20 protein-coding genes and 1 pseudogene are annotated in these 19,092 nt (G+C 67.5%); 15 read left to right on the top strand and 6 right to left on the bottom strand.

Going from position 1 to position 19,092, the window contains the following annotated elements:
* Nucleotides 1-21 precede the first annotated feature (21 nt).
* The 3 genes from hemH to AX672_RS01855 are packed head-to-tail and all read right to left on the bottom strand — an operon-like array spanning nucleotide 22 to nucleotide 5,000.
* The gene (gene hemH / locus AX672_RS01845; RefSeq protein WP_066647317.1) at nucleotides 22-1,029 is read right to left on the bottom strand and encodes a ferrochelatase; all 1,008 of its coding nucleotides are present in this window, start codon (nucleotides 1,027-1,029) and stop codon (nucleotides 22-24) included.
* On the bottom strand, nucleotides 1,026-3,236 hold the full coding sequence (locus AX672_RS01850) for a xanthine dehydrogenase family protein molybdopterin-binding subunit (protein WP_231731119.1): 2,211 nt from the start codon (nucleotides 3,234-3,236) through the stop codon (nucleotides 1,026-1,028). The genes hemH and AX672_RS01850 overlap by 4 nt, the downstream gene beginning before the upstream one ends.
* Before the next feature lie 51 nt (nucleotides 3,237-3,287).
* The gene (locus AX672_RS01855) at nucleotides 3,288-5,000 is read right to left on the bottom strand and encodes a class I adenylate-forming enzyme family protein (protein WP_066647322.1); all 1,713 of its coding nucleotides are present in this window, start codon (nucleotides 4,998-5,000) and stop codon (nucleotides 3,288-3,290) included.
* Nucleotides 5,001-5,065: 65 nt separating this feature from the next.
* Between AX672_RS01855 and lgt the strand changes: the two genes are divergently transcribed.
* From lgt to AX672_RS01885, 6 genes are all read left to right on the top strand, one after another.
* Nucleotides 5,066-5,944, top strand: coding sequence for a prolipoprotein diacylglyceryl transferase (lgt, locus tag AX672_RS01860; protein ID WP_066647330.1), 879 nt, complete (start codon nucleotides 5,066-5,068; stop codon nucleotides 5,942-5,944).
* Between the two features lies 1 nt (nucleotide 5,945).
* Nucleotides 5,946-6,986 (top strand): class I SAM-dependent methyltransferase, encoded by a 1,041-nt coding sequence (locus tag AX672_RS01865; RefSeq protein ID WP_443026226.1) that lies wholly within the window; start codon nucleotides 5,946-5,948, stop codon nucleotides 6,984-6,986.
* The gene (locus AX672_RS01870; RefSeq protein WP_066647335.1) at nucleotides 6,983-7,498 is read left to right on the top strand and encodes a GNAT family N-acetyltransferase; all 516 of its coding nucleotides are present in this window, start codon (nucleotides 6,983-6,985) and stop codon (nucleotides 7,496-7,498) included. Before AX672_RS01865 ends, AX672_RS01870 begins: the two co-directional genes overlap by 4 nt.
* Complete coding sequence (gene pgeF / locus AX672_RS01875) at nucleotides 7,495-8,271, top strand: peptidoglycan editing factor PgeF (protein ID WP_066647337.1); 777 nt, start codon at nucleotides 7,495-7,497, stop codon at nucleotides 8,269-8,271. The genes AX672_RS01870 and pgeF overlap by 4 nt, the downstream gene beginning before the upstream one ends.
* Before the next feature lie 120 nt (nucleotides 8,272-8,391).
* On the top strand, nucleotides 8,392-9,714 hold the full coding sequence (locus AX672_RS01880) for a cystathionine gamma-synthase family protein (RefSeq protein WP_066647339.1): 1,323 nt from the start codon (nucleotides 8,392-8,394) through the stop codon (nucleotides 9,712-9,714).
* A 78-nt stretch (nucleotides 9,715-9,792) separates the two neighbouring features.
* Nucleotides 9,793-10,272: a hypothetical protein gene (locus AX672_RS01885; protein WP_168727288.1), complete on the top strand. Its 480-nt coding sequence runs from the start codon at nucleotides 9,793-9,795 to the stop codon at nucleotides 10,270-10,272.
* Nucleotides 10,273-10,280: 8 nt separating this feature from the next.
* Here the strand turns inward: AX672_RS01885 and AX672_RS01890 are convergent, their stop codons facing one another.
* The 3 genes from AX672_RS01890 to AX672_RS01900 are packed head-to-tail and all read right to left on the bottom strand — an operon-like array spanning nucleotide 10,281 to nucleotide 14,274.
* Nucleotides 10,281-11,393 carry a glycoside hydrolase family 53 protein gene (locus tag AX672_RS01890; protein ID WP_066647385.1) on the bottom strand — a complete coding sequence of 371 codons (1,113 nt, stop codon included), beginning with the start codon at nucleotides 11,391-11,393 and terminating at the stop codon, nucleotides 10,281-10,283.
* A gap of 47 nt (nucleotides 11,394-11,440) precedes the next feature.
* On the bottom strand, nucleotides 11,441-12,610 hold the full coding sequence (locus AX672_RS01895) for an FAD-binding domain-containing protein (RefSeq protein ID WP_066647352.1): 1,170 nt from the start codon (nucleotides 12,608-12,610) through the stop codon (nucleotides 11,441-11,443).
* Nucleotides 12,611-12,612: 2 nt separating this feature from the next.
* Nucleotides 12,613-14,274 (bottom strand): formate--tetrahydrofolate ligase, encoded by a 1,662-nt coding sequence (locus tag AX672_RS01900; protein ID WP_066647355.1) that lies wholly within the window; start codon nucleotides 14,272-14,274, stop codon nucleotides 12,613-12,615.
* A 94-nt stretch (nucleotides 14,275-14,368) separates the two neighbouring features.
* Here AX672_RS01900 and ruvA point away from each other — a divergent pair, with 94 nt between their 5' ends.
* From ruvA to AX672_RS01945, 9 genes and pseudogenes are all read left to right on the top strand, one after another.
* On the top strand, nucleotides 14,369-14,962 hold the full coding sequence (gene ruvA, locus AX672_RS01905) for a Holliday junction branch migration protein RuvA (protein WP_066647358.1): 594 nt from the start codon (nucleotides 14,369-14,371) through the stop codon (nucleotides 14,960-14,962).
* Nucleotides 14,963-15,036: 74 nt separating this feature from the next.
* Nucleotides 15,037-15,408, top strand: coding sequence for a VOC family protein (locus AX672_RS01910; RefSeq protein ID WP_066647360.1), 372 nt, complete (start codon nucleotides 15,037-15,039; stop codon nucleotides 15,406-15,408).
* A 67-nt stretch (nucleotides 15,409-15,475) separates the two neighbouring features.
* Nucleotides 15,476-15,727 carry a type II toxin-antitoxin system ParD family antitoxin gene (locus AX672_RS01915; RefSeq protein ID WP_231731120.1) on the top strand — a complete coding sequence of 84 codons (252 nt, stop codon included), beginning with the start codon at nucleotides 15,476-15,478 and terminating at the stop codon, nucleotides 15,725-15,727.
* The gene (locus AX672_RS01920; RefSeq protein ID WP_066647363.1) at nucleotides 15,720-16,022 is read left to right on the top strand and encodes a type II toxin-antitoxin system RelE/ParE family toxin; all 303 of its coding nucleotides are present in this window, start codon (nucleotides 15,720-15,722) and stop codon (nucleotides 16,020-16,022) included. Before AX672_RS01915 ends, AX672_RS01920 begins: the two co-directional genes overlap by 8 nt.
* Nucleotides 16,019-17,038 (top strand): Holliday junction branch migration DNA helicase RuvB, encoded by a 1,020-nt coding sequence (ruvB, locus tag AX672_RS01925; RefSeq protein ID WP_066647365.1) that lies wholly within the window; start codon nucleotides 16,019-16,021, stop codon nucleotides 17,036-17,038. The genes AX672_RS01920 and ruvB overlap by 4 nt, the downstream gene beginning before the upstream one ends.
* 51 nt (nucleotides 17,039-17,089) lie before the next feature.
* Nucleotides 17,090-17,575, top strand: coding sequence for a YbgC/FadM family acyl-CoA thioesterase (locus AX672_RS01930; RefSeq protein ID WP_066647367.1), 486 nt, complete (start codon nucleotides 17,090-17,092; stop codon nucleotides 17,573-17,575).
* Nucleotides 17,572-18,273, top strand: a complete 702-nt coding sequence (tolQ, locus tag AX672_RS01935) for a protein TolQ (protein ID WP_066647370.1) — start codon at nucleotides 17,572-17,574, stop codon at nucleotides 18,271-18,273. Before AX672_RS01930 ends, tolQ begins: the two co-directional genes overlap by 4 nt.
* Complete coding sequence (gene tolR, locus AX672_RS01940) at nucleotides 18,273-18,704, top strand: protein TolR (protein WP_066647373.1); 432 nt, start codon at nucleotides 18,273-18,275, stop codon at nucleotides 18,702-18,704. Before tolQ ends, tolR begins: the two co-directional genes overlap by 1 nt.
* A 42-nt stretch (nucleotides 18,705-18,746) precedes the next feature.
* Nucleotides 18,747-19,092, top strand: a pseudogene (locus AX672_RS01945) (cell envelope biogenesis protein TolA); the annotation flags it as partial.

Here is a 19,092-nt window from a genome sequence, read left to right on the forward strand (position 1 = left end):
CTCTTCTTCGTTGGGGAAAGGCTAGTCTGCGGCGCGCCAACCTTCAAGCTCGCGTGCAAGCAAGGTGCGCAGCATGTCGATGCCGATCGGCGAATCGTTAAGGCAGGGCAGATAGGCGAAGTGCGTCCCGCCTGCTTCCTCGAATTGCTCGCGGCCGCGAATCGCGATTTCCTCGAGCGTCTCCAGACAGTCGGACGAAAATCCCGGGGCGACGACGACGACTTTCCTTATCCCCTTGCCCGGCATGGCTTCCAGCGTCGCATCAGTCGCGGGTTCGAGCCAGATCGCCGGGCCGAAGCGCGACTGGAAAGTCACGGTCACTTCGCGGCCAAGGGCTTCGCCCAGCAGCCGCGCCGTCTTCTGGCACTGGCAGTGATAGGGGTCGCCAAGCGCGAGCGTGCGCGCGGGCATGCCGTGGAAACTGACGACGAGCGCATCGGGCTCGAAATCGAGACGCGCGAGCCCCTCGGCAATCGATGCGCGCAGCGCTTCGATATGGACCGGATCGTCATAATAGGGCGGCAGTGTGCGCAAGGCGGGTTGCCAGCGCATCGCGCGCAGCAGTTCGAACGCCTTGTCGTTGGCGGTCGCCGTCGTCGCCGCGCAATATTGCGGGTAAAGCGGCGCCAGCAGGATGCGGTCGCAGCCGGCGTCGTGCAGCCGCGTCATCACGGTTTCGATCGACGGATTGCCATAGCGCATCGCCCAGTCGACGATCACGTCGGGGCCGAACGCATCCTTCAGCGCCGCCGCCTGACGCTTGGTATTGGCGGCGAGCGGCGAGCCGTCGTCGGACCAGACCGCGCGATAGGCCTCGGCCGATTTCTGCGGGCGGGTGTTGAGGATGATCCCGCGCAGCACCGGCTGCCAGATGATCGCCGGCAGCTCGACCACGCGGCGATCAGACAGGAATTCGCGCAGGTAATTCTTGACCGATTTGGTGTCGGGGCCATCGGGCGTGCCGAGATTGGTCAGCATCACCCCGATTCTGCGCGGCTTGACAGGCGGATGGTCGGCAGGGCGGCTCATAACGGCGCCGTAAACGGCAATGCGCGCAAGCGAAAGCCCGCAGCAGCCTGAAGCGCATTGGCAATTGCCGGCGCGACCGGTGGCACCGCCAGTTCGCTGACGCCGCCGGGTTCGGCCTCGCTGCGAATCAGCTCGACGGTAATGTCGGGCGCATCGGCCAGCAGCGGCAGGTTGAGTTGCCCCATATGGTGCACAGTCGCCCGGCCATCGCGCAAACCGGTCGCGCCGCCCAGCGCCGCTGCCATGCCGAACAACAGGCCGCCTTCGATCTGTTGCAGCACCAGATCGGGATTGATCTGACGCCCGCAATCGACCGCGGCGACCAGCCGGTCGATCCGCGGCCGTCCGGCATCGAAATGCGCCTCCGCCAGCACCGCGATGTGGCTGCCGCGAAACGAATGGCAGGCAATGCCCTGGCCGCTGCCCGCCACGCCGCCTTCCCAGCCGCCAAGCGCTGCCGCCGTCGACAGGCAGCGCACCAGGCGCGGCTCGCCAGCGATCGCGACGCGGAACGACAGCGGCTCGGTGCCCGCGACATGCGCCAGTTCGTCGAGGAAGCATTCGGTGAAGAAGGCGGTGTAGCTGTGCGCTCCTGAACGCCAATGTCCGGTCGGCACGCCGATATCGACCGGGTGATGATCGATCGCGAAGCTGGGGAATCGGTAGAAGGGCAGCGCGCCTGCCACCGCATAGGGATCGCCGACGCCGTGCAGGCCGAGGGCCGCCTGAACCCCGGTTTCGCCCGCGAACAGCCGGGCGGCGATCTCGCGCCCCGTCGCGGGGGCGGCGATCTTGGTCAGCCAGCCCATGATGCTGCCGTTGAGCCCGACCCGCGCGGTGAGGCGCGCAGCAGCGGGCGGGCGATAGCGGTCATGCGCCAGATCCTCGCGCCGCGACCAGATCAACTGCACCGGGCGCTTCAGCTTTTGTGCGATAACCGCGGCTTGCGCGGCGACTTCATGTTCCAGATTGGCGCCGAACGAGCCGCCTGCCATCGTCGGGTGCAGGACGACAGCGCTCTCGGCCAGGCCGATCGCGGCGGCAGCGGTCGCACGCGCGCGGGCCGGCGCCAGCGTCGGCATCCACAGATCGAGCTGGCCACGCGCAAAGCGTGCAGTCGCGGTCATTGTCTCCATCGACGCATGAACCGCGAGCCCGACGCGGTAATCGGCGGTCACCACCCGCGCGCCCTTGAACACCGATCGCAGGTCGCCGCGTGATGCCATCCGCTCGCCGGGGCCGTTGAGTGCCGCCATCAGCGCCTTGTCGATGCTGGCGGTCGAAGCGCGTGGGCCGCTTGTTTCGAACTGCGGCTTCATCAGGTCGAGCGCCTGATTCGCGCTCCACCAGCTGCTGGCGACGGCCGCGACCCAGCGGTCGGTCGCAATGACATCGACCAGCCCACGCACGCCATCGGCGCGCTTGCGATCGAATCCCTTCACTCGGCCGCTATCGCCGGGCGCCTGACGGATCGCGGCATAGACCATGTCGGGCAAGCGGATGTCGCCTGCGAAACTGGCCGAGCCGTCAACCTTGGCAGGCACGTCGAGCCGGGGCAGCGACTGGCCGGTCAGCCGCCCGGCATCGCCGGTGCGCAGCGGCAGCGGATCGGGCGGGTCGAACGCCGCGGCTTCAGCCGCGAGCGGGCCGAAGCGCAGCCGGTCCTTGCCGTGGATGACGAAGCCATTGGCAGTGTTGCATGTGCGCCAGTCGACTCCCCAGCGAGCGGCGGCCGCCTGGCACAGCAGGACGCGGGCGACCGCCCCGGCGCGGCGCAAGTCGCGCTCGAACGCGCGGACCGAGCTCGACCCTGCCGTCAGCATCAGCGTGATCCGCGTCGCATAGCCGCGTGTCAGTTCAGGCGGCAGGCCGGCGAAGACACCTTCCAACATTTCCTCGGCGCCGAGTGGATTGGCGTAGAGCGGGTTGAGCGGTGCCGGCTCGACCGACACGGTGCGCCAGTCGGCGCCAAGCTCATCGGCCAGGATCTGTGGCAGCGCGGTGTAGACGCCCTGACCGTGTTCGGTCTGCGGAATGGCGACGGCGACATGACCATCGGCGCCGATCTTGAGCCACGCGCCCATGATCGTCTCGCCTTGGGCAGCGGTCAAATTGGGCGCATAGTGGCGTGGCCAGACGCTCCAGGCGACGAGCAGACCCAGCCCGGCGCCCCCGCCGATCAGCAGGCGACGCCTGTCGATACTCACGCCCAATGCCATAGAGCGACCTCTAGGGCCCGACCGGCGGCAGCGCCAGCGTCACGCGGTCCGTGCTTCCTCGGCATAGCGCGCGCGATAGGTGGCGCGGATCGTCACCTTGTCGATCTTTTCGGTGCCGAGTCGGGGCAGCGGTGTATCCGACAACCAGATCATCCGCGGCACTTTGAATGCGGCGATCCGGGCGCTGAGAAATTCGGTCAGCGCCTCGGCATCGAGCACTGCGCCGGGGCGGACATGGACGACCGCGCCGGGCACTTCGCCGAAGCGTTCGTCGGGCAGGCCGAACACCGCGACTTCGGCGACGCAGGCGTTTTCATAGATCGCCGCCTCGACTTCCTGGCAGGAAATATTCTCGCCGCCGCGGATGATGATGTCCTTCTTGCGATCGACGATGAACAGATAGCCGTCCTCGTCGAGATAGCCGATGTCGCCGGTCAGGAAGAAGCGATCCTCGGTAAAGGCATCGCGCGTTGCCTCGGGACGGTTGTAATATTCCTTGAAGTTGCAGATCGAGCGGATCGCGACTTCGCCGCGTTCGCCCGCCGGCACGGGCTGTTCCTTCGCGTCGAGAATGGCGAGTTCGACGAGCGGGGGCGAAGCGCGGCCGGTTGAATTGGGCTTGGCGAGGTAGTTTTCGCGGAAATTGCCGCAGCCGACGCCGTTGGTCTCGGTCAGGCCATAGCCGAGCAATGGCTTGGCGCCGCCCATTTCCTCGGCAAGGCGGCGGACATGCTCGACCGGGCGCGGCGCGCCGCCGGCGGCGAAATCGGTGCAGCTCGACAGGTCGTATTTCGGACGGTTGGGGTGCGTGAGGATCTCGAAGCTCATCAGCGGCACGCCGACGAAATAGCTGACACGCTCCTTTTCGATCAGCCGCATCGCTTCCTCGGCATCCCATTTGGGCATCAGCACGAGCTTGCGCCCCATCGCGAAGCTCTGGAGGAAGACGGGCACTTCGGCGGTGACATGGAACAGCGGCACGTTGAGCAAGGTCGCGTGCTGCGCGGGCGGCGGCGTGCCGTCCTGCGTCGCGAGCGCGAGCATCGTCAGCGCGCTGGCGAGATAGTTGAACACGGCCTGCGTGATCGCGCGGTGATCGCTGAGCGCGCCCTTCGACTGGCCGGTCGAGCCGCTGGTGAACAGGATCGTCGCATTGTCCTCGCCCATCAGCATCGGCAGCGCAGTGTCCGGCGTGCCACCGCGCCCGGTGACCGGCGCCAGCGCCTGGGCAAGCGCAAGCCGATCGTCGATCGGCACGATCTCGGCGTCGAGCCCGGTGGCTTCGTCGAGCCGCTGCGCGCGCGGGGCGTCGGCGAAGACCAGCTTGCAGTCGACCTCGGCAATCGCATCGGCCAGCTCGCCGGTCTGCCACCAGCCATTGAGCAGGGTGGCGACGCCGCCCGCCATCAATATGCCCATGTACAGCACGATCCACGACGGCGAGTTGCGCATCGCGATGCCGACGCGGTCGCCGCGCGCGACATGGAAACCGTCGACCAGCGAGCGCGCCACCTCCCCTGCTGCGGCGTGAACCTCGGCAAAGGTCAGTCGCTCGTCACCGGCGACCAGAAAGGTCTTGTCGGCATGTTCGTTGCAGAAATGCGCGAAATAATAAGGGAGCGCGGGCGGTGCGACGGCGATTGCGGGATAGTCCAGCCCGTCGCGTGTCACTGTCGTCAATGGCATTGGCCCGCCCGGCCCGGTCAGCCCGGCCACTGTGGCATCGATACGCTGGTCCAACTCACTCGGCATGCGTCTCTCCCCTTGGTCTTCGACCCTTGCCCCCTTATGGAGGCGTCAAAGCTCGGGGAAAAGCCTTGATCCTGTCTTTAGTCACTGCCGCTGCCGATACCGGCCAGCATATCCGTTTCGAGCAATTGGGATTGAATCCGTCGATCTTCACGATCGGGTGGTTCAGCCTGAAATGGTATTCGATTGCCTATATCACCGGCATCATCGTCGGCTGGTGGTATCTTCTGAAGCTGATCGCGCAGCCCGGCGCACCGATGGCGCGGCGCCATGCCGATGATCTAGTGTTCTATGCGACGCTGGGCGTCATCCTCGGCGGGCGGCTCGGCTATGTGCTTTTCTACGCACCCGAGATGTTTCTGGAGCCGCTGCGCATCCTGCGGCTGTGGGATGGCGGCATGTCGTTCCATGGCGGCACGATCGGTACCTCGATCGGTATCATCCTGTTTGCGCGCAGCAACAAGCTCGATTGGCTGCGGGTGCACGACTATGTCGCCTGCACGGTGCCGTTCGGGCTGTTTTTCGGTCGGCTCGCCAATTTCGTCAACGGCGAGCTATGGGGCAAGCCTGCTGATCTCCCTTGGGCAATCATTTTCCCGCATGCGGGGCCGCTCGCGCGGCATCCGAGCCAGCTTTACGAGGCAGCACTCGAAGGATTGCTGCTGTTTGTCGTGCTGTGGTGGGCGTTCTGGCGGACCAAGGCGCGGTACGAACCGGGCCGCCTCGTCGGCATTTTCGTCGGCGGCTATGGCGTGGCGCGGTTCTTCGTCGAATATTTCCGCGAACCCGATGCACAGTTCCGCGGCACTTTCATCGAGGCGACCGGCATTCACATGGGCCAATGGCTGTGCGTGCCGATGATCGTCGGCGGTGCCTATCTGATTCTGACCGCCAAGCATCGCCGCAACCGGATCGAAAGCGTGGCGGGCACGGAGAGCGTTGCCTGACGTGAGCGAGGCGCCACTGCCGGAACCATTATTGGCCGAACGGCTGGCGCGCGCGATCACGCTCGCGGGGCCAATTCCGATCGCGCAGTTCATGGCCGCGGCAAATGCGCATTATTATGCGAGCCGCGATCCGCTGGGCGCGGGCGGCGATTTCACGACCGCGCCCGAGATCAGCCAGATGTTCGGCGAGCTGATCGGTGCCTGGGCCACCGACCTGTGGGACCGCGCGGGGCGGCCAGCGGTCGCCTATGCCGAGCTGGGGCCGGGGCGCGGCACGCTTGCGGTCGATGCGCTGCGGGTGATGGCGAAGGCGGGCCTGACACCGCCGGTGCATCTCGTCGAGACCAGCCCGGTGCTGCGCGCCGCCCAGGGCGAACGGCTGGCGGGCGCGACGTGGCACGATGACACCACAACCCTGCCCAGCGACGTCGCGCTGATCGTCGTCGCCAATGAATTCTTCGATGCGCTGCCAATTCGCCAGCTCGTCCGCAGTCGCGAGGGCTGGCACGAGCGGCTGGTGGCGTGCCAGGATCTGCTGTTCCTGCCGATCGCCGGGGGCCGCGTGCCCGATACAATCATCCCGCCTGAGCTTGCCGAGGCGCCGCCGGGATCAGTGATCGAGACCTCGCCGGCGTCGGTGGCGATCATGCGCGATGTCGCCGGGCGAATCGCCCGGCAGGGCGGGGCGATGCTGACGATCGATTATGGTTATGCGGGCCCCGCAATCGGCGAGACGTTGCAGGCCGTGCGCGCGCATGGCTTTGCCAATCCGTTCGAACGCCCTGGCGAGCAGGATCTGACCGCGCATGTCGACTTCGCGACGCTCGCGGCGGCGGCGGCCAGCGCGGGCGCGGTGCCGTTCGGTCCGGTAACGCAAGGCGCGCTGCTGACCACGCTCGGCATCGATGCGCGCGCGGCCGCGTTGGGACCGACGGTCGCGCCCGATCGCGACCGGCTGGTCGCGCCCGACCAGATGGGCGATCTGTTCAAGGCGCTGGCCGTCACCGCGCGCGGCTGGCCACAACCGGCGGGGTTTGCATGATCGACTATCGCAATGCGACGCCAGCGGACGGACCCGCGCTCGATACGATGGCCCGGCAAATCTGGCTGGAGACGTTCGGCCATTCGGCCAGTGCCGACGACATCGCGCTCTATGTGGCAGAAGCCTTTGGGCCGCAGGGTCGGCTGATCGCCTCGCTGGCCGATCCGGCGCATCAAATCCGGCTGGCGTGCAGCGAAACGGCGATTGCGGGGTTCGCCAAGCTCTCGCCATTATGGCTCGACGATCCGGCGATTGCCCCCGGAGCGCAGCAGCTCAGCCAGCTCTATGTCGCGCGGCCCTGGCACGGGCGCGGCGTGGCGCAGGCATTGATGGACTGGACGATCGCGACGGCGCGCCGATCGGGCGCCAGTGCGCTGGTGCTGACGGTGTGGGAAGAAAATCACCGCGCGAAAGCCTTTTACGATCGGTACGGCTTCGTCCATATCGGTGATTATGCATTCCCCACCGGCAATCAGATCGATCGCGATCTCATCATGCAGTTGATGCTGTGACCGACGTCGAGGTGATTCGCACGGCGGCGCTGGACGGCGTGCCGCATGGCTTTCTCGGGCGGCGCGGCGGCGTATCGACCGGGGTGCACGAAGGGCTCAACGTCGGCACCGGGTCCGACGACGAAGGTGCCGCGATCGCCGAGAATCGCGCGCGCGCCGCCGCTGCCGTGCTGCCAGAGGCGGCGCTGGTGACGCTGTTCCAGGTCCATTCGGCAGAAGTCGTCACGGTGGTCGCGCCGATCGATTTCGAGGAGCGCCCGCGCGGCGATGCGATGGTCACCGATCGCCCCGGATTGCTGCTCGGGATTCTCACCGCCGACTGCGCGCCGGTGCTGCTCGCCGATGCCGAGGCCGGAGTCATTGGCGCGGCGCATGCCGGGTGGAAAGGCGCGCTCGCCGGCGTCACCGATCGCACCGTCGCGGCGATGGTCGCGCTCGGCGCACGCGCGGACCGTATCGCCGCCGCGGTTGGCCCGTGCATCGCGCGCGTGAGCTACGAAGTCGACGATGGCTTTGCCCGCCGCTTCGAGGAGCATGATCCGGCAAACGAACGCTTCTTCACGCCCGGGCGATCGGGCCATCAGCAATTCGATCTCGCGGCCTATGTCGCCGCACGGCTGGCGGCCGCCGGAGTCGAGCGAGTCGAGCTGACCGGGCTCGACACCTATGGCGATCCGGCACGCTTCTTCAGCTTCCGGCGTGCAACGCATCGCGGCGAAAGCGATTATGGTCGGCAGATTTCGCTGATCGGCCTCGGCCAGGAGTTTGTTTAAAAATGCGCCGGAGGCGCATTTCGGGGGAGCGGGCCGGCACCGCATAAAATTGGCTCCAAGCTATCGCCGCCGCCCTCCGCTCGCTAGAAGCGCGCTATCCCTCCCCAAGGAGCGCTTTTCATGACCGACGAAACCGAAGCCACCCTGACCGGGGTCGAGCACCGCCGCCGCCCCAAGGCCGACATCGACCAGATCGGCGGGCGCAAGCTGAAGCCCTCCACGTTGATGATGGGCCATGGCTATGACCCGGTGTTGTCGGAAGGATCGCTCAAGCCGCCGATCTTCCTGACCTCGACTTTCGTGTTCCCCAATGCCGCTGCCGGCAAGCGCCATTTCGAAGGCGTGACCGGCAAGCGCCCGGGCGGCGCCGAGGGCCTCGTCTATTCGCGCTTCAACGGGCCCAATCAGGAAATCCTCGAAGACCGGCTCGGCATCTGGGAAGAGGCCGAGGACGCGCTGACCTTCAGCTCGGGCATGTCGGCAATTGCGACGCTGTTCCTGTCGATGGTCAAGCCCGGCGACACGATTGTCCATTCGGGCCCGCTTTATGCCGCGACCGAAACGCTGATCGCGCGCGTGCTCGGGCGCTTCGGCGTCCATTTCCTCGACTTTCCGGCCGGGGCCACGCGGCAGGAAATCGACACGGTGCTGGCCAAGGCCGCGACCGGTCGCGTCGCGCTGATCTACCTCGAAAGCCCCGCCAACCCGACCAACGCGCTGGTCGATGTCGAAGCCGTGGCGGCGGCGCGTGACGCGATCTGGACGAACAGCGACGACAAGCCGCCGATCGCGATCGACAACACGTTCCTCGGGCCGCTGTGGCACCAGCCGCTCAAGCATGGCGCCGATCTGGTCGTCTACAGCCTCACCAAATATGCGGGTGGCCATTCGGATCTGGTCGCGGGCGGCGTGCTGGGGTCGAAGGCGCACATCAACACGATCCGGCTGATGCGCAACACGATCGGCACGATCACTGACCCCAATACCGCCTGGATGTTGCTGCGCAGCCTCGAGACGCTCGAGTTGCGGATGAGCCGCGCGGGCGAGAATGCGGTCAAGGTCTGCGAATTCCTGCGCCACCACCCCAAGGTCGAGCGCGTCGGCTATCTCGGCTTCCTCGAATCGACGCCGGGCGAAGAGCGGCAGGCCGACATCTATCGCCGCCACTGCACTGGTGCTGGCAGTACCTTCTCGCTGTTCCTGAAAGGCGGCGAGGCGGAGAGCTTCGCGTTCCTCGACGCGCTCAAGATCGCCAAGCTCGCGGTGTCGCTCGGCGGGACCGAAACGCTCGCGAGTCACCCGGCAGGGATGACGCATCTGTCGGTGCCTGAAGCGCGCAAACAGGCGCTCGGCATCACCGATAATCTGGTGCGCATCTCAATCGGGGTCGAGGACGCCGACGATCTGATCGCCGATTTCGACCAGGCACTGGCGGCGGTGTGAGGCGTTGCCGGCCCGGCTCGCGCAGCCTAAGCTGACGGCGACGACCGATGTCGACGTCTGCAAGGGGGGAGAGCAGCCATGCCGGGTCTTGTCAGGATCATCGTTGCCGCTTGCGCCATGCCGCTGGCGGTCGCGGTCGCAGCTCCACCGGCCGCGGCCTTCGACCTCACGACGCACCGGCCGGGGCATGACGCGGCGAGCCTGGAGGCCATCCGTGCGGCCTACCGCGTCGTGTACGGCGGCAATCTCACGCCTTCTGCCGCCAAGACGACCGCGGACGACATCGCGCGCGGCCCCGGCGGCTTTCGCCGGGTCGCCGACGGCATCAGCTTCGGCGAGGCAGTGACGCTGTTTCGCGCGCGGCTTGGGACGCCCGCCGAAGCCGCCAATCGCCGCACGGTGATCGCGCGCGCGTATCAGGCCGCGCTCAAGCGGCTGCCCGCGCCCGAGGATTATGATCGCTGGAACGCGCTGATCATCGCCAACCGCGCCTGGTACGCCAAAATCGTGATCGAGCTGGGCGGCAAGCTGCCCAAACCCGCGACGCCGATCGACTGAGACGCCCGTTACCGGCGCGCGTCCGCCGGACGCTCGGCGAGGAAGTCCATCACCGGCAGCGCTTCGAGCCGGTTGTGGAAATCGAACCAGGCGGCGTTCTCCCAGCCCGATCCCTTGCCCCAGCGCGTGCCGCAGCGTGTCGACACCCAATCGGGCGCCCAGTAATTGATGCCGTTGCCGCCCGCCTTGAACACCGCGCGGGTGAGATCGATCAGATAGGCGCGCTGGCCCGCGGGCGTCGCCGGATAGGCCGGATCGAGCGAGTCGGCGCCGAGCAGATTGGCCGATTCGTCGGCATTGTCGGTGGTGAAGGGATAGGCGGTTTCGACCACCATCACCGGCTTGCCATAGGTCGCGCGCAGCCGGGTGATCGTCGCGGCAAGACCGGCGACGCTCTCCTTCGACCATTTGCGGTAATAGCTGAGGCCGATCATGTCGTAATCGGTGACGCCCGCTTGGCGCGCGGCGGCGAACCACGGCTCGGCATTTTCGGGCTGGGCGATGTGGAGCATCGTCTGCACGGGCTTGCCCGCGGCCTTGGCCGACTCGCGCACCGCCTTCAGCCCGGCGTTGAGCAGCAGCGCGTTGCGCGACCAGTTGATGCCCTTTTTCGGCCCCGCGGCGAGTTCGGGATTGGTTTCGTTGCCGACCTGCACGAGTTCGGGCCAGAGCTTTTCGCGCGCCAGCGTGTCGAGCACTCGCCTGGTATAGTCGTGGAGCGCCTGCGCCTGTTGCGCGTCGGTTAGGCCGACCCAGGCGGCGGGCGGGTTCTGCTTGTCGCCATCGGCCCAGTCATCCGAATAATGGAAGTCGAGCAGCACTTGCAGCCCCGCCTTGTGCGCGCGGGCGATCGAGACTTTCACATCGGCGAGCGTGCTGTAGCGCGTCCATTTGGGATCGTTCCAGATGCGGATGCGCGCCAGATTGCCGCCGCGTTGCTTCATCAGCACGAACGGATCGACCGGCTTGCCGCCCGCGCGATAGACCGCGCCGCAATCGCGCATTTCGTTCGCATAGGACAGGTCGCCGCCCATGTAGATCGGCTCGCGGGGCGCGGCAGGTGGCGCTGCACCGATCGTGGCGAGGAGCGCAAGGCTGGCGAGCGGGCGGGGGAGGCGCATCGGAATCATCCTTCGACTTGGCCGGGTTGGGGAAGGTTGGCGGTGCATCATGTCAGGCCGAGACTGTGCAGTTCGGCAGGAATGCGTTCCTTGAACGCAAAGAACCCCTTCGTCGCGTGCGGCCAGAAGCGGCTGTCCCAATCGCGGCGCACCTGCGCAAGCGTGATCCCCTCGCGCGCCAGCTCGATGGCGACGGCCGCAAGCGCATCCGCCGTCGGGCCGACCGGGGCATAGGGGGTGACGATCTGGCGGACATCGGCAGCGCGCGCGGCGTCAATCAGCGTCGGCGCGTCGAGCCGCTCGACGACGGGCGCGGAGAGTCGCGCGGCGGCGTCGGCGGCGGCATCCGCCACGAAGCTGCGCGCGCGCTCACCCCACAACAGGCGCGGATCGGCGGCGACCAGCGCTGCCACGAACGGTTTGTCCGGGCCGAACTGGGTTTCGGGCGCGAGATCCTCGGGCGTGGCCAGCAGCAGTGCCGCTTTGGTCGGATCGAACTTCGCGCGCACCGGTAGGGCGGCGGGGGCTGGGATCGGCGCTTCGGTAAGCGCCGCTGCCTCCAGCGCCAGGCCTTTCGGCGCAAACCGCCCGCCGGTGTAGCGCGCGATACTGTCGGTGGTGGCCAGATAGGTCTTGCCCACCGTCTGCAGCCCCGCGACCCAGCGCCACGACAGCGTGTTGCTGGCGGCGTCGGCGTCGATCAGGTGGCGCAGGAAGAAATCCGCGCCCAGCGCCCAGGGCAGCCGCAAGGTGAAGATCCAGATCGAGGCGAACCACATCCGGGCGTGGTTATGGAGATAGCCGGTCGCGACTAGCTCGCGCGCCCAGTCGTCGAAACCCTCGATCCCGGTCGTGCCGCTTTCCGCCTGCGCAAGCGCGCGCGCCGCCGGAAAGGTCTCGCGCTGGCGGTCGCGCTCCTCGACGAAGCGCGTCCAGATGGCGGGCCGCATTTCCAGCCAGCCCTTCCAATAGGTGCGCCACAGCACTTCCTGGACGAATTTCTCGGCCGGCTCGAAGCGGTGGCGCGCGAGCACGGCAGCGACGATCTCGGCCTCGGTGAGCATCCGGTAGCGGACATAGGGCGACAGTCGCGACACCGCACCGGGGGCATCGGGGCCGGGATCATGGTTGCGGCCATCGGCATAGCCGGCCCCGGCGCCGGGCACGAACGACGCCAGCCGGTCGCGCGCTGCGGCCCGGGTGGGCGGAAAGAGCATCGTCAGAACAGCCCTTCGACCTCGCCATTCGGGTCGAGGCCGATGGCTTCGGCCGCGGGGGTGCGCGGCAGGCCGGGCATCGTCATCAACTCGCCGCAGATCGCGACGACGAAGCCCGCGCCGGCCGCGAGCCGGACTTCGCGGATCGGCAGGATATGGCCTTCGGGCGCGCCGAGCAGGGTGGGATCGGCGGAAAAGCTGTACTGCGTCTTCGCCATGCACACCGGCAGATGGCCGAAACCGGCGGCTTCCCAGCGCTTGAGCTGCGCGGTGACGCTCGCGGCAGGCGCGATGTCGGCGGCGCGGTAGAGGCGCGTTGCGACGCTGCGGATCTTGTCGAGCAGGGGAAGCTCGTCGCCATAGAGCGGGGCGAAGTCATTGCCGCGCTCGGCGAGTGCGGCGACCGCTTCGGCAAGCTCGGTCGCGCCCGCACCGCCTTGTGCCCAGTGGCGGCACAGGATCGCGCGGACGCCGTGCGCTTCGCATGCGGCTTCGATCACCGCGATCTCGGCATCGCTGTCGCCGCCGAAATGGTTGATCGCGACGACGGCGGGCATGCCGAACTGGCGGACATTCTCGATATGGCGGACGAGATTGACGACCCCGCGTTCGACGGCGGCAACATCCTCGGCGGCGAGATCGCTCTTGGCGACGCCGCCGTTCATCTTGAGCGCGCGCACCGTCGCGACGATGACCGCAGCCGCCGGGGTGAGGCCCGCCTGGCGGCACTTGATGTCGAAGAATTTTTCCGCGCCAAGGTCCGCGCCGAACCCGGCTTCGGTGACGACATAATCGGCCAGACCGAGCGCCGCGCGCGTCGCGATCACCGAGTTGCAGCCATGCGCGATATTGGCGAACGGCCCGCCGTGGATGATCGCCGGATTGCCCTCGAGCGTCTGGACGAGATTGGGCTTGATCGCCTCGGCCAGCAGCACCGCCATTGCGCCATCGGCCTTCAGGTCGCGCGCGGTGACGGGCTGGCGCGACCGCGTCTCGGCGACGATGATCCGCCCGAGTCGCGCCTGCAGATCGGCCATGTCCTCGGCAAGGCACAGCACCGCCATCACCTCGGACGCGACGGTGATGTCGAACCCCGACTCGCGCGGGTAACCATTGGCGACGCCGCCGAGCGACTGGGCGATGTCGCGAAGCGCCCGGTCGTTCATGTCGAGCACGCGCCGCCACGTCACCCGGCGCACGTCGATGTCAAGCGCATTGCCCCAGTGGATGTGGTTGTCGATCATCGCGGCAAGCAGATTGTGCGCGGCGGTGATCGCGTGGAAATCGCCGGTGAAGTGCAGGTTGATGTCGACCATCGGCGCCACCTGCGCGCGGCCACCGCCGGTCGCCCCGCCCTTGGTGCCGAAACAGGGGCCGAGCGAGGGTTCGCGCAGCGCGAGGATCGTCCGCCGCCCGGTGAGGTTGAGCGCATCGGCGAGACCGATCGACGTCGTCGTCTTGCCCTCGCCCGCCGGCGTCGGGTTGATCGCGGTGACGAGGATCAGCTTGCCCTGCGCCTTGGGGGCAGGGAGTTCGCCGATGTCGATCTTGGCTTTCGCACGGCCATAGGGCTCGATTGCCGCCGCGGGGATGCCCGCTTGCGCCGCGACATCGGCGATCGGTCGCAGCGTGACCTGGCGGGCTATCTCGATATCGGTCGGCATCCTGATCCCTCTCGCTTTTGGCGCAGCACTGCCCGTTCCGCGCGCGCGCGACAAGTCAGGTGACAGTCGCCCGCGCTGCCCCTAGCAAGAGCCGATGATCGCGCATCTCAAAGGGCGGCTGCATTCGACCGGCATCGACAGCGCGGTGATCGACGTCGGCGGCGTCGGCTATCTGGTCGGCGCATCGGCCAAGACGCTCGCCAGCATCGGCCCGGTCGGCGAGGCCGTGATGCTCCACACCGAAATGCTGGTGGGCGAGGATTTCATCCGGCTGGCGGGCTTTGCGACCGCAGCCGAGCGCGACTGGTTCCGGTTGCTGACGGGGGTGCAGGGGGTCGGCGCGCGGGTGGCGCTCGCCATCCTGTCGACGCTCGACCCGGCGGAACTGGCGCGAGCGATCGGCGCGCAGGACAAGGCGATGGTCGCGCGCGCGAACGGCGTCGGCCCGAAGCTCGCCGAGCGAATCGTGCGCGAGCTGAAGGATGCGGCGGGCGGCGTAGTCGTCGGCGCGGGCGTCGCTGTGGCGGCACCGAAGGGAGCGAGCGCGGACGCGGTGTCGGCGCTCCTCAACCTCGGCTTCCGCCCTGCCGAGGCGAGCGCTGCGGTCGCGGCGGCGGAGGAGGAACTGGGGGCAGGCGCCGGGCTCGACGCGCTGGTGCGGCTGGCACTGCGCAAGGCGGCGAAATGAGGATCGGGCTTGCAACGCTGGCGGCGTTGGCCTTGTCTTTCGCGACAGCCCCGGCCAACCCGCGCGAGAAACCGATGACCGCCAACCCCATCGCCTATGTCGAAATCCCGGTGATGGACCTCGACCGGGCGACCGCCTTTTACGCCGATCTGCTCGGCCTGGATTTCGAGCGCCAGACGATCGACGGCTATGACATGGCAATGTTCCCCGCGACCGAAGGCGCGGCGGGGGCGAGCGGGGCGCTGGTGAAGGGCGATGTCTATGTGCCGGGCAAGACCGGCGCGATCGTCTATTTTCGCGTCGCCGACATCGACGCCGTGTTGAAGCGCGCACGGGCTCGGGGAGCGAAAATCCTCTACGACAAAAAGGATGTCGGCGCGTTCGGCTTCGTCGCCGAAATCGAGGACAGCGAAGGCAATCGCATCGCGCTGAGCGCGCCGAAATAGCCGTTGAGCGCGTCCGAGCAGCGCGCGCCAATCTGGACTTGGCGTGCCCTTGGCCTATGATGCGGGCATGACCGACATGTCGTTCACGATGCCGCCGGACCTCAAAAGCTGGATCGATGCGCAGGTGGCACAGGGCCGCTACGCGGATGCGGGCGATTATCTGCGCGATCTGGTGCGGCGTGATCTGGAAACGGCGTCGGACGAAAGAGCTTGGCTGAGAGCGATGATTGCAGAGGGCCTTGCGTCGGGCATCATCGATCGCGATGCTCGGGACGTCCTCGACGAGATTATTGCCGAGGATCCTGATCTGCGTGGCTAGGGTCCGGCTGGCGGCGAGTGCGCAGGAGGATCTTCGCGACATAAGGGTTTACAGCAAGGCAGCGCACGGCCCTGCAATTGCTCGGGATTATCTGCAGGGACTGCGTAAGGCCTTTGATCTTTTGGGCGACCGTCCGCGCGTCGGTGTGGAAGAAACCGATTTGGGCATCGGCGTTCGCAGTTTCAGCTACAGGTTGCATCGCATCTACTTCCAGCTCGACACACAAGGCATCGTCATCATTCGTATCCTTCATCAGGCGCAGGATCGACGCACCGCGTTTGGACAGGCAGAATGACCGACGACCGCCTCCTCTCCCCCGCGCGCGCGCCTGACGATGTCGATGCAGCCCTGCGTCCGAAATCGCTCGACGAATTTGTCGGGCAGCAGGCGGCGCGCGATAACCTCCGCGTGTTCATTGCCGCTGCCAGGGCGCGGGGCGAGGCGCTCGACCATGTGCTGTTTTTCGGGCCGCCGGGGCTGGGCAAGACGACGCTCGCGCAGATCATTGCGCGCGAGATGGGGGTTGGCTTTCGCGCCACCTCCGGCCCCGTGATCGCCAAGTCGGGCGATCTGGCGGCGCTGCTCACCAATCTCGAGGATGGCGATGTGCTGTTCATCGACGAGATCCACCGGCTCCAGCCGCAGGTCGAGGAAATCCTCTATCCGGCGATGGAGGACCGAGCGCTCGACCTGATGATCGGCGAAGGGCCGTCGGCGCGCAGCGTGCGGATCGACTTGCCGCGCTTCACCCTCGTCGGCGCAACCACGCGGCAGGGGTTGCTGACGACCCCCTTGCGCGACCGTTTCGGCATTCCGGTGCGGCTCAATTTCTACACCGTTGCCGAGCTGACCCGCGTGGTGACGCGCGCGGCGGGGCTGCTCAACCTCGCCATTTCGCCCGATGGCGCCGCCGAGATCGCAGGGCGGGCGCGCGGCACACCGCGCATCGCCGGACGGCTGCTGCGCCGGGTGCGCGATTTCGCCCATGCCGCAGGACACGACATCGTCGACGCGCGCGCGGCTGACGCCGCGCTCAACCGGCTCGAAGTCGACAAGCTCGGCCTCGACGCCATGGACCGGCGCTATCTGACGATGATCGCCGACATTTACCGCGGCGGGCCGGTAGGCGTGGAAACGCTTGCCGCAGGGCTGAGCGAACCGCGCGACACGATCGAGGAAGTGATCGAGCCCTATCTGATCCAGCTCGGCCTCGTCGCCCGCACCGCGCGCGGGCGTTGCCTCAACGGCCTCGCGTGGAGCCATATCGGGCTCAATCCGCCGCCCGGCAGCCAGGACGGGCTGTTCGACTGAACCGCCGGACGGGGTTCTAATGTCGGAAATAGTCGGTTAACAGCCAGCGCGATGGCCGCGCCCCAAACCGACCAGCCCGCCCAAGGCCGCTTCGACGACCGCGAGCATCGCTTGGGCATTCGCGTCTATTTCGAAGACACTGACCTGTCGGGCGTCGTCTATCACGCCAATTACCTGCGCTGGATGGAGCGGGCGCGGTCGGACATGCTGCGGCTGGCCGGCATCGACCAGCGCGCCGCGCATGACGCGGGCGAGGGTGCCTATGCGGTGACCGAACTCGCGATCCGCTATCGCGCGCCTGCCCGGCTCGATGATGCCGTTGTCGTCGCCAGCCGGTTGATCGCGGTGCGCCCCGCATCGTGCCGCATTCATCAACGAGTCATGCGCGACGGGTTGATATTGGCCGACGCCGAGGTCACCGCTGCCTTTGTCGCCCCCGAAGGGCGGCCACGGCGGCAACCCCGGGCATGGATCGATGCTTTTCGCCCGCTGGTCTGGGCGCCGGACGATGAAAACGGATTTAAGGGAGACGCATGACCTTCGCACTCAACACCGATGCAACCACATTGTCGCCGATCGCGCTGTTCCTGCAGGCCGATCCGGTCGTGAAGGTCGTGATGGTCGGGCTGCTGGTGGCCAGCGTCTGGACCTGGGGGATCATCCTGTCGGCGACGTTCAAGCTGGGCAGCGTCGCCAAGCGCGGTGCGGCGTTCGAGCGTGATTTCACCAAGGCCGAGGATGTCGATGCCTTTCACCGGCTGCGCGGCGATGACGATGTCCCGGTCGCGCGGGTGTTTGCCGCCGGGGTCGCCGAGTGGCGCCGATCGACGGCGGGCGGCACGATCGACCGCGAAGGCACGCGCGAGCGGCTGGCGACGAGCATGGGCGCGGCGGTCGCGACCGAAGTCGACAAGCTCGCGGACCGGCTGAACATCCTTGCGACGGTCGGCGCAGTGGCGCCGTTCGTCGGGCTGTTCGGCACTGTCTGGGGCATCATGCGCAGCTTCAGCGGCATTGCGCAGGCGCAGAGTACCTCACTCGCGGTGGTCGCGCCGGGGATTGCCGAGGCATTGTTTGCCACCGCCATCGGGCTTTTCGCGGCGATCCCGGCGGTGATCGCCTACAACCGCTTCAGCCACCGCATCAACCGGATCGAAGCGCGGCTCAACCGCTTTGCCGACAGCTTCCACGCGACCTTGTCGCGCCAGCTCGAAACGCCGGTGGGGCGGCGCTGATGGCCGGGATGCTGCCTTCGCAGCGGGGGCGCGGGCGGCGCGCGCCGATGGCGGACATCAACGTCACGCCGATGGTCGACGTGATGCTGGTGCTGCTGATCATCTTCATGGTCACCGCGCCGCTGATGACGGCGGGCGTGCCGGTCAACCTGCCCGACAGCCGCGCCAAGCCGCTCGACCAACAGGCAAAGCCAACGCGGATCGCGATCGACGCGCGCGGCACGGTGTTCGTCGACGATGTCGAGGTCAGCGACGCGCTGCTGCCCGATGCGCTCGCGCAGCTGGTCGCCAAGACGCCGGGCGAGCCGCCGCAGGTGTACCTCCGCGCCGACCGCGAGCTGCCCTATAGCAAGGTGATCGCGGTGATGGGCGAGCTCAACCGCGCGGGGCTCAACAAGGTCGCGCTGGTGACGGTGGCGAAGGGCCAGTGATCGCCGCGCTGCCTCTTGGCCTGCGGGCGCGGTGAGCGCGCGATGGACCGCAGCGACCAGATCGGCCTTGGCGCCGCGCTTCTGCTTCATATCGGGCTGGTCGGCGCCTTGTCGGTGAGCCTGCTCAGCCGCCGCACGCCGACACCGCCCCCGCCGCCGTCGGTCGATGTGTCGCTGGTCGAGGATATCGGCTTGCAATCGAGCGCACCCAAGCCGGTCGCCGAACCCGCACCCTCGCAGGCGCCCGATCCCGGCCCGCCGGAGGATGCCGCACCGCCGCCGCCACAACCGCAAAAGGCCGCGCCCGAGCCACCTTCGCCCAAGCCGCCCGAACCCAAGCCTGCGCCGGTCGCGGCCTTTTGCGGTTGTGGCGGCGGCGGTGCGGCAT

Source organism: Sphingomonas sp. CCH10-B3, from assembly GCF_001556185.1.
In the GTDB taxonomy this organism is placed as follows: Bacteria; Pseudomonadota; Alphaproteobacteria; order Sphingomonadales; family Sphingomonadaceae; genus Sphingomonas; species Sphingomonas aquatica.

Excerpts from the sequence above, each read along its gene's own strand:
- AX672_RS01855 (WP_066647322.1), bottom strand. The coding sequence starts at position 5,000 with ATGCCGAGTGAGTTGGACCAGCGTATCGATGCCACAGTGGCCGGGCTG.
- AX672_RS01915 (WP_231731120.1), top strand. The coding sequence starts at position 15,476 with ATGACCGACATGTCGTTCACGATGCCGCCGGACCTCAAAAGCTGGATC.
- AX672_RS01895 (WP_066647352.1), bottom strand. The coding sequence starts at position 12,610 with ATGCTCTTTCCGCCCACCCGGGCCGCAGCGCGCGACCGGCTGGCGTCG.
- AX672_RS01900 (WP_066647355.1), bottom strand. The coding sequence starts at position 14,274 with ATGCCGACCGATATCGAGATAGCCCGCCAGGTCACGCTGCGACCGATC.
- hemH (WP_066647317.1), bottom strand. The coding sequence starts at position 1,029 with ATGAGCCGCCCTGCCGACCATCCGCCTGTCAAGCCGCGCAGAATCGGG.
- AX672_RS01870 (WP_066647335.1), top strand. The coding sequence starts at position 6,983 with ATGATCGACTATCGCAATGCGACGCCAGCGGACGGACCCGCGCTCGAT.
- AX672_RS01885 (WP_168727288.1), top strand. The coding sequence starts at position 9,793 with ATGCCGGGTCTTGTCAGGATCATCGTTGCCGCTTGCGCCATGCCGCTG.
- AX672_RS01910 (WP_066647360.1), top strand. The coding sequence starts at position 15,037 with ATGACCGCCAACCCCATCGCCTATGTCGAAATCCCGGTGATGGACCTC.
- tolQ (WP_066647370.1), top strand. The coding sequence starts at position 17,572 with ATGACCTTCGCACTCAACACCGATGCAACCACATTGTCGCCGATCGCG.
- tolR (WP_066647373.1), top strand. The coding sequence starts at position 18,273 with ATGGCCGGGATGCTGCCTTCGCAGCGGGGGCGCGGGCGGCGCGCGCCG.
- AX672_RS01880 (WP_066647339.1), top strand. The coding sequence starts at position 8,392 with ATGACCGACGAAACCGAAGCCACCCTGACCGGGGTCGAGCACCGCCGC.
- ruvB (WP_066647365.1), top strand. The coding sequence starts at position 16,019 with ATGACCGACGACCGCCTCCTCTCCCCCGCGCGCGCGCCTGACGATGTC.
- AX672_RS01930 (WP_066647367.1), top strand. The coding sequence starts at position 17,090 with ATGGCCGCGCCCCAAACCGACCAGCCCGCCCAAGGCCGCTTCGACGAC.
- AX672_RS01890 (WP_066647385.1), bottom strand. The coding sequence starts at position 11,393 with ATGCGCCTCCCCCGCCCGCTCGCCAGCCTTGCGCTCCTCGCCACGATC.
- ruvA (WP_066647358.1), top strand. The coding sequence starts at position 14,369 with ATGATCGCGCATCTCAAAGGGCGGCTGCATTCGACCGGCATCGACAGC.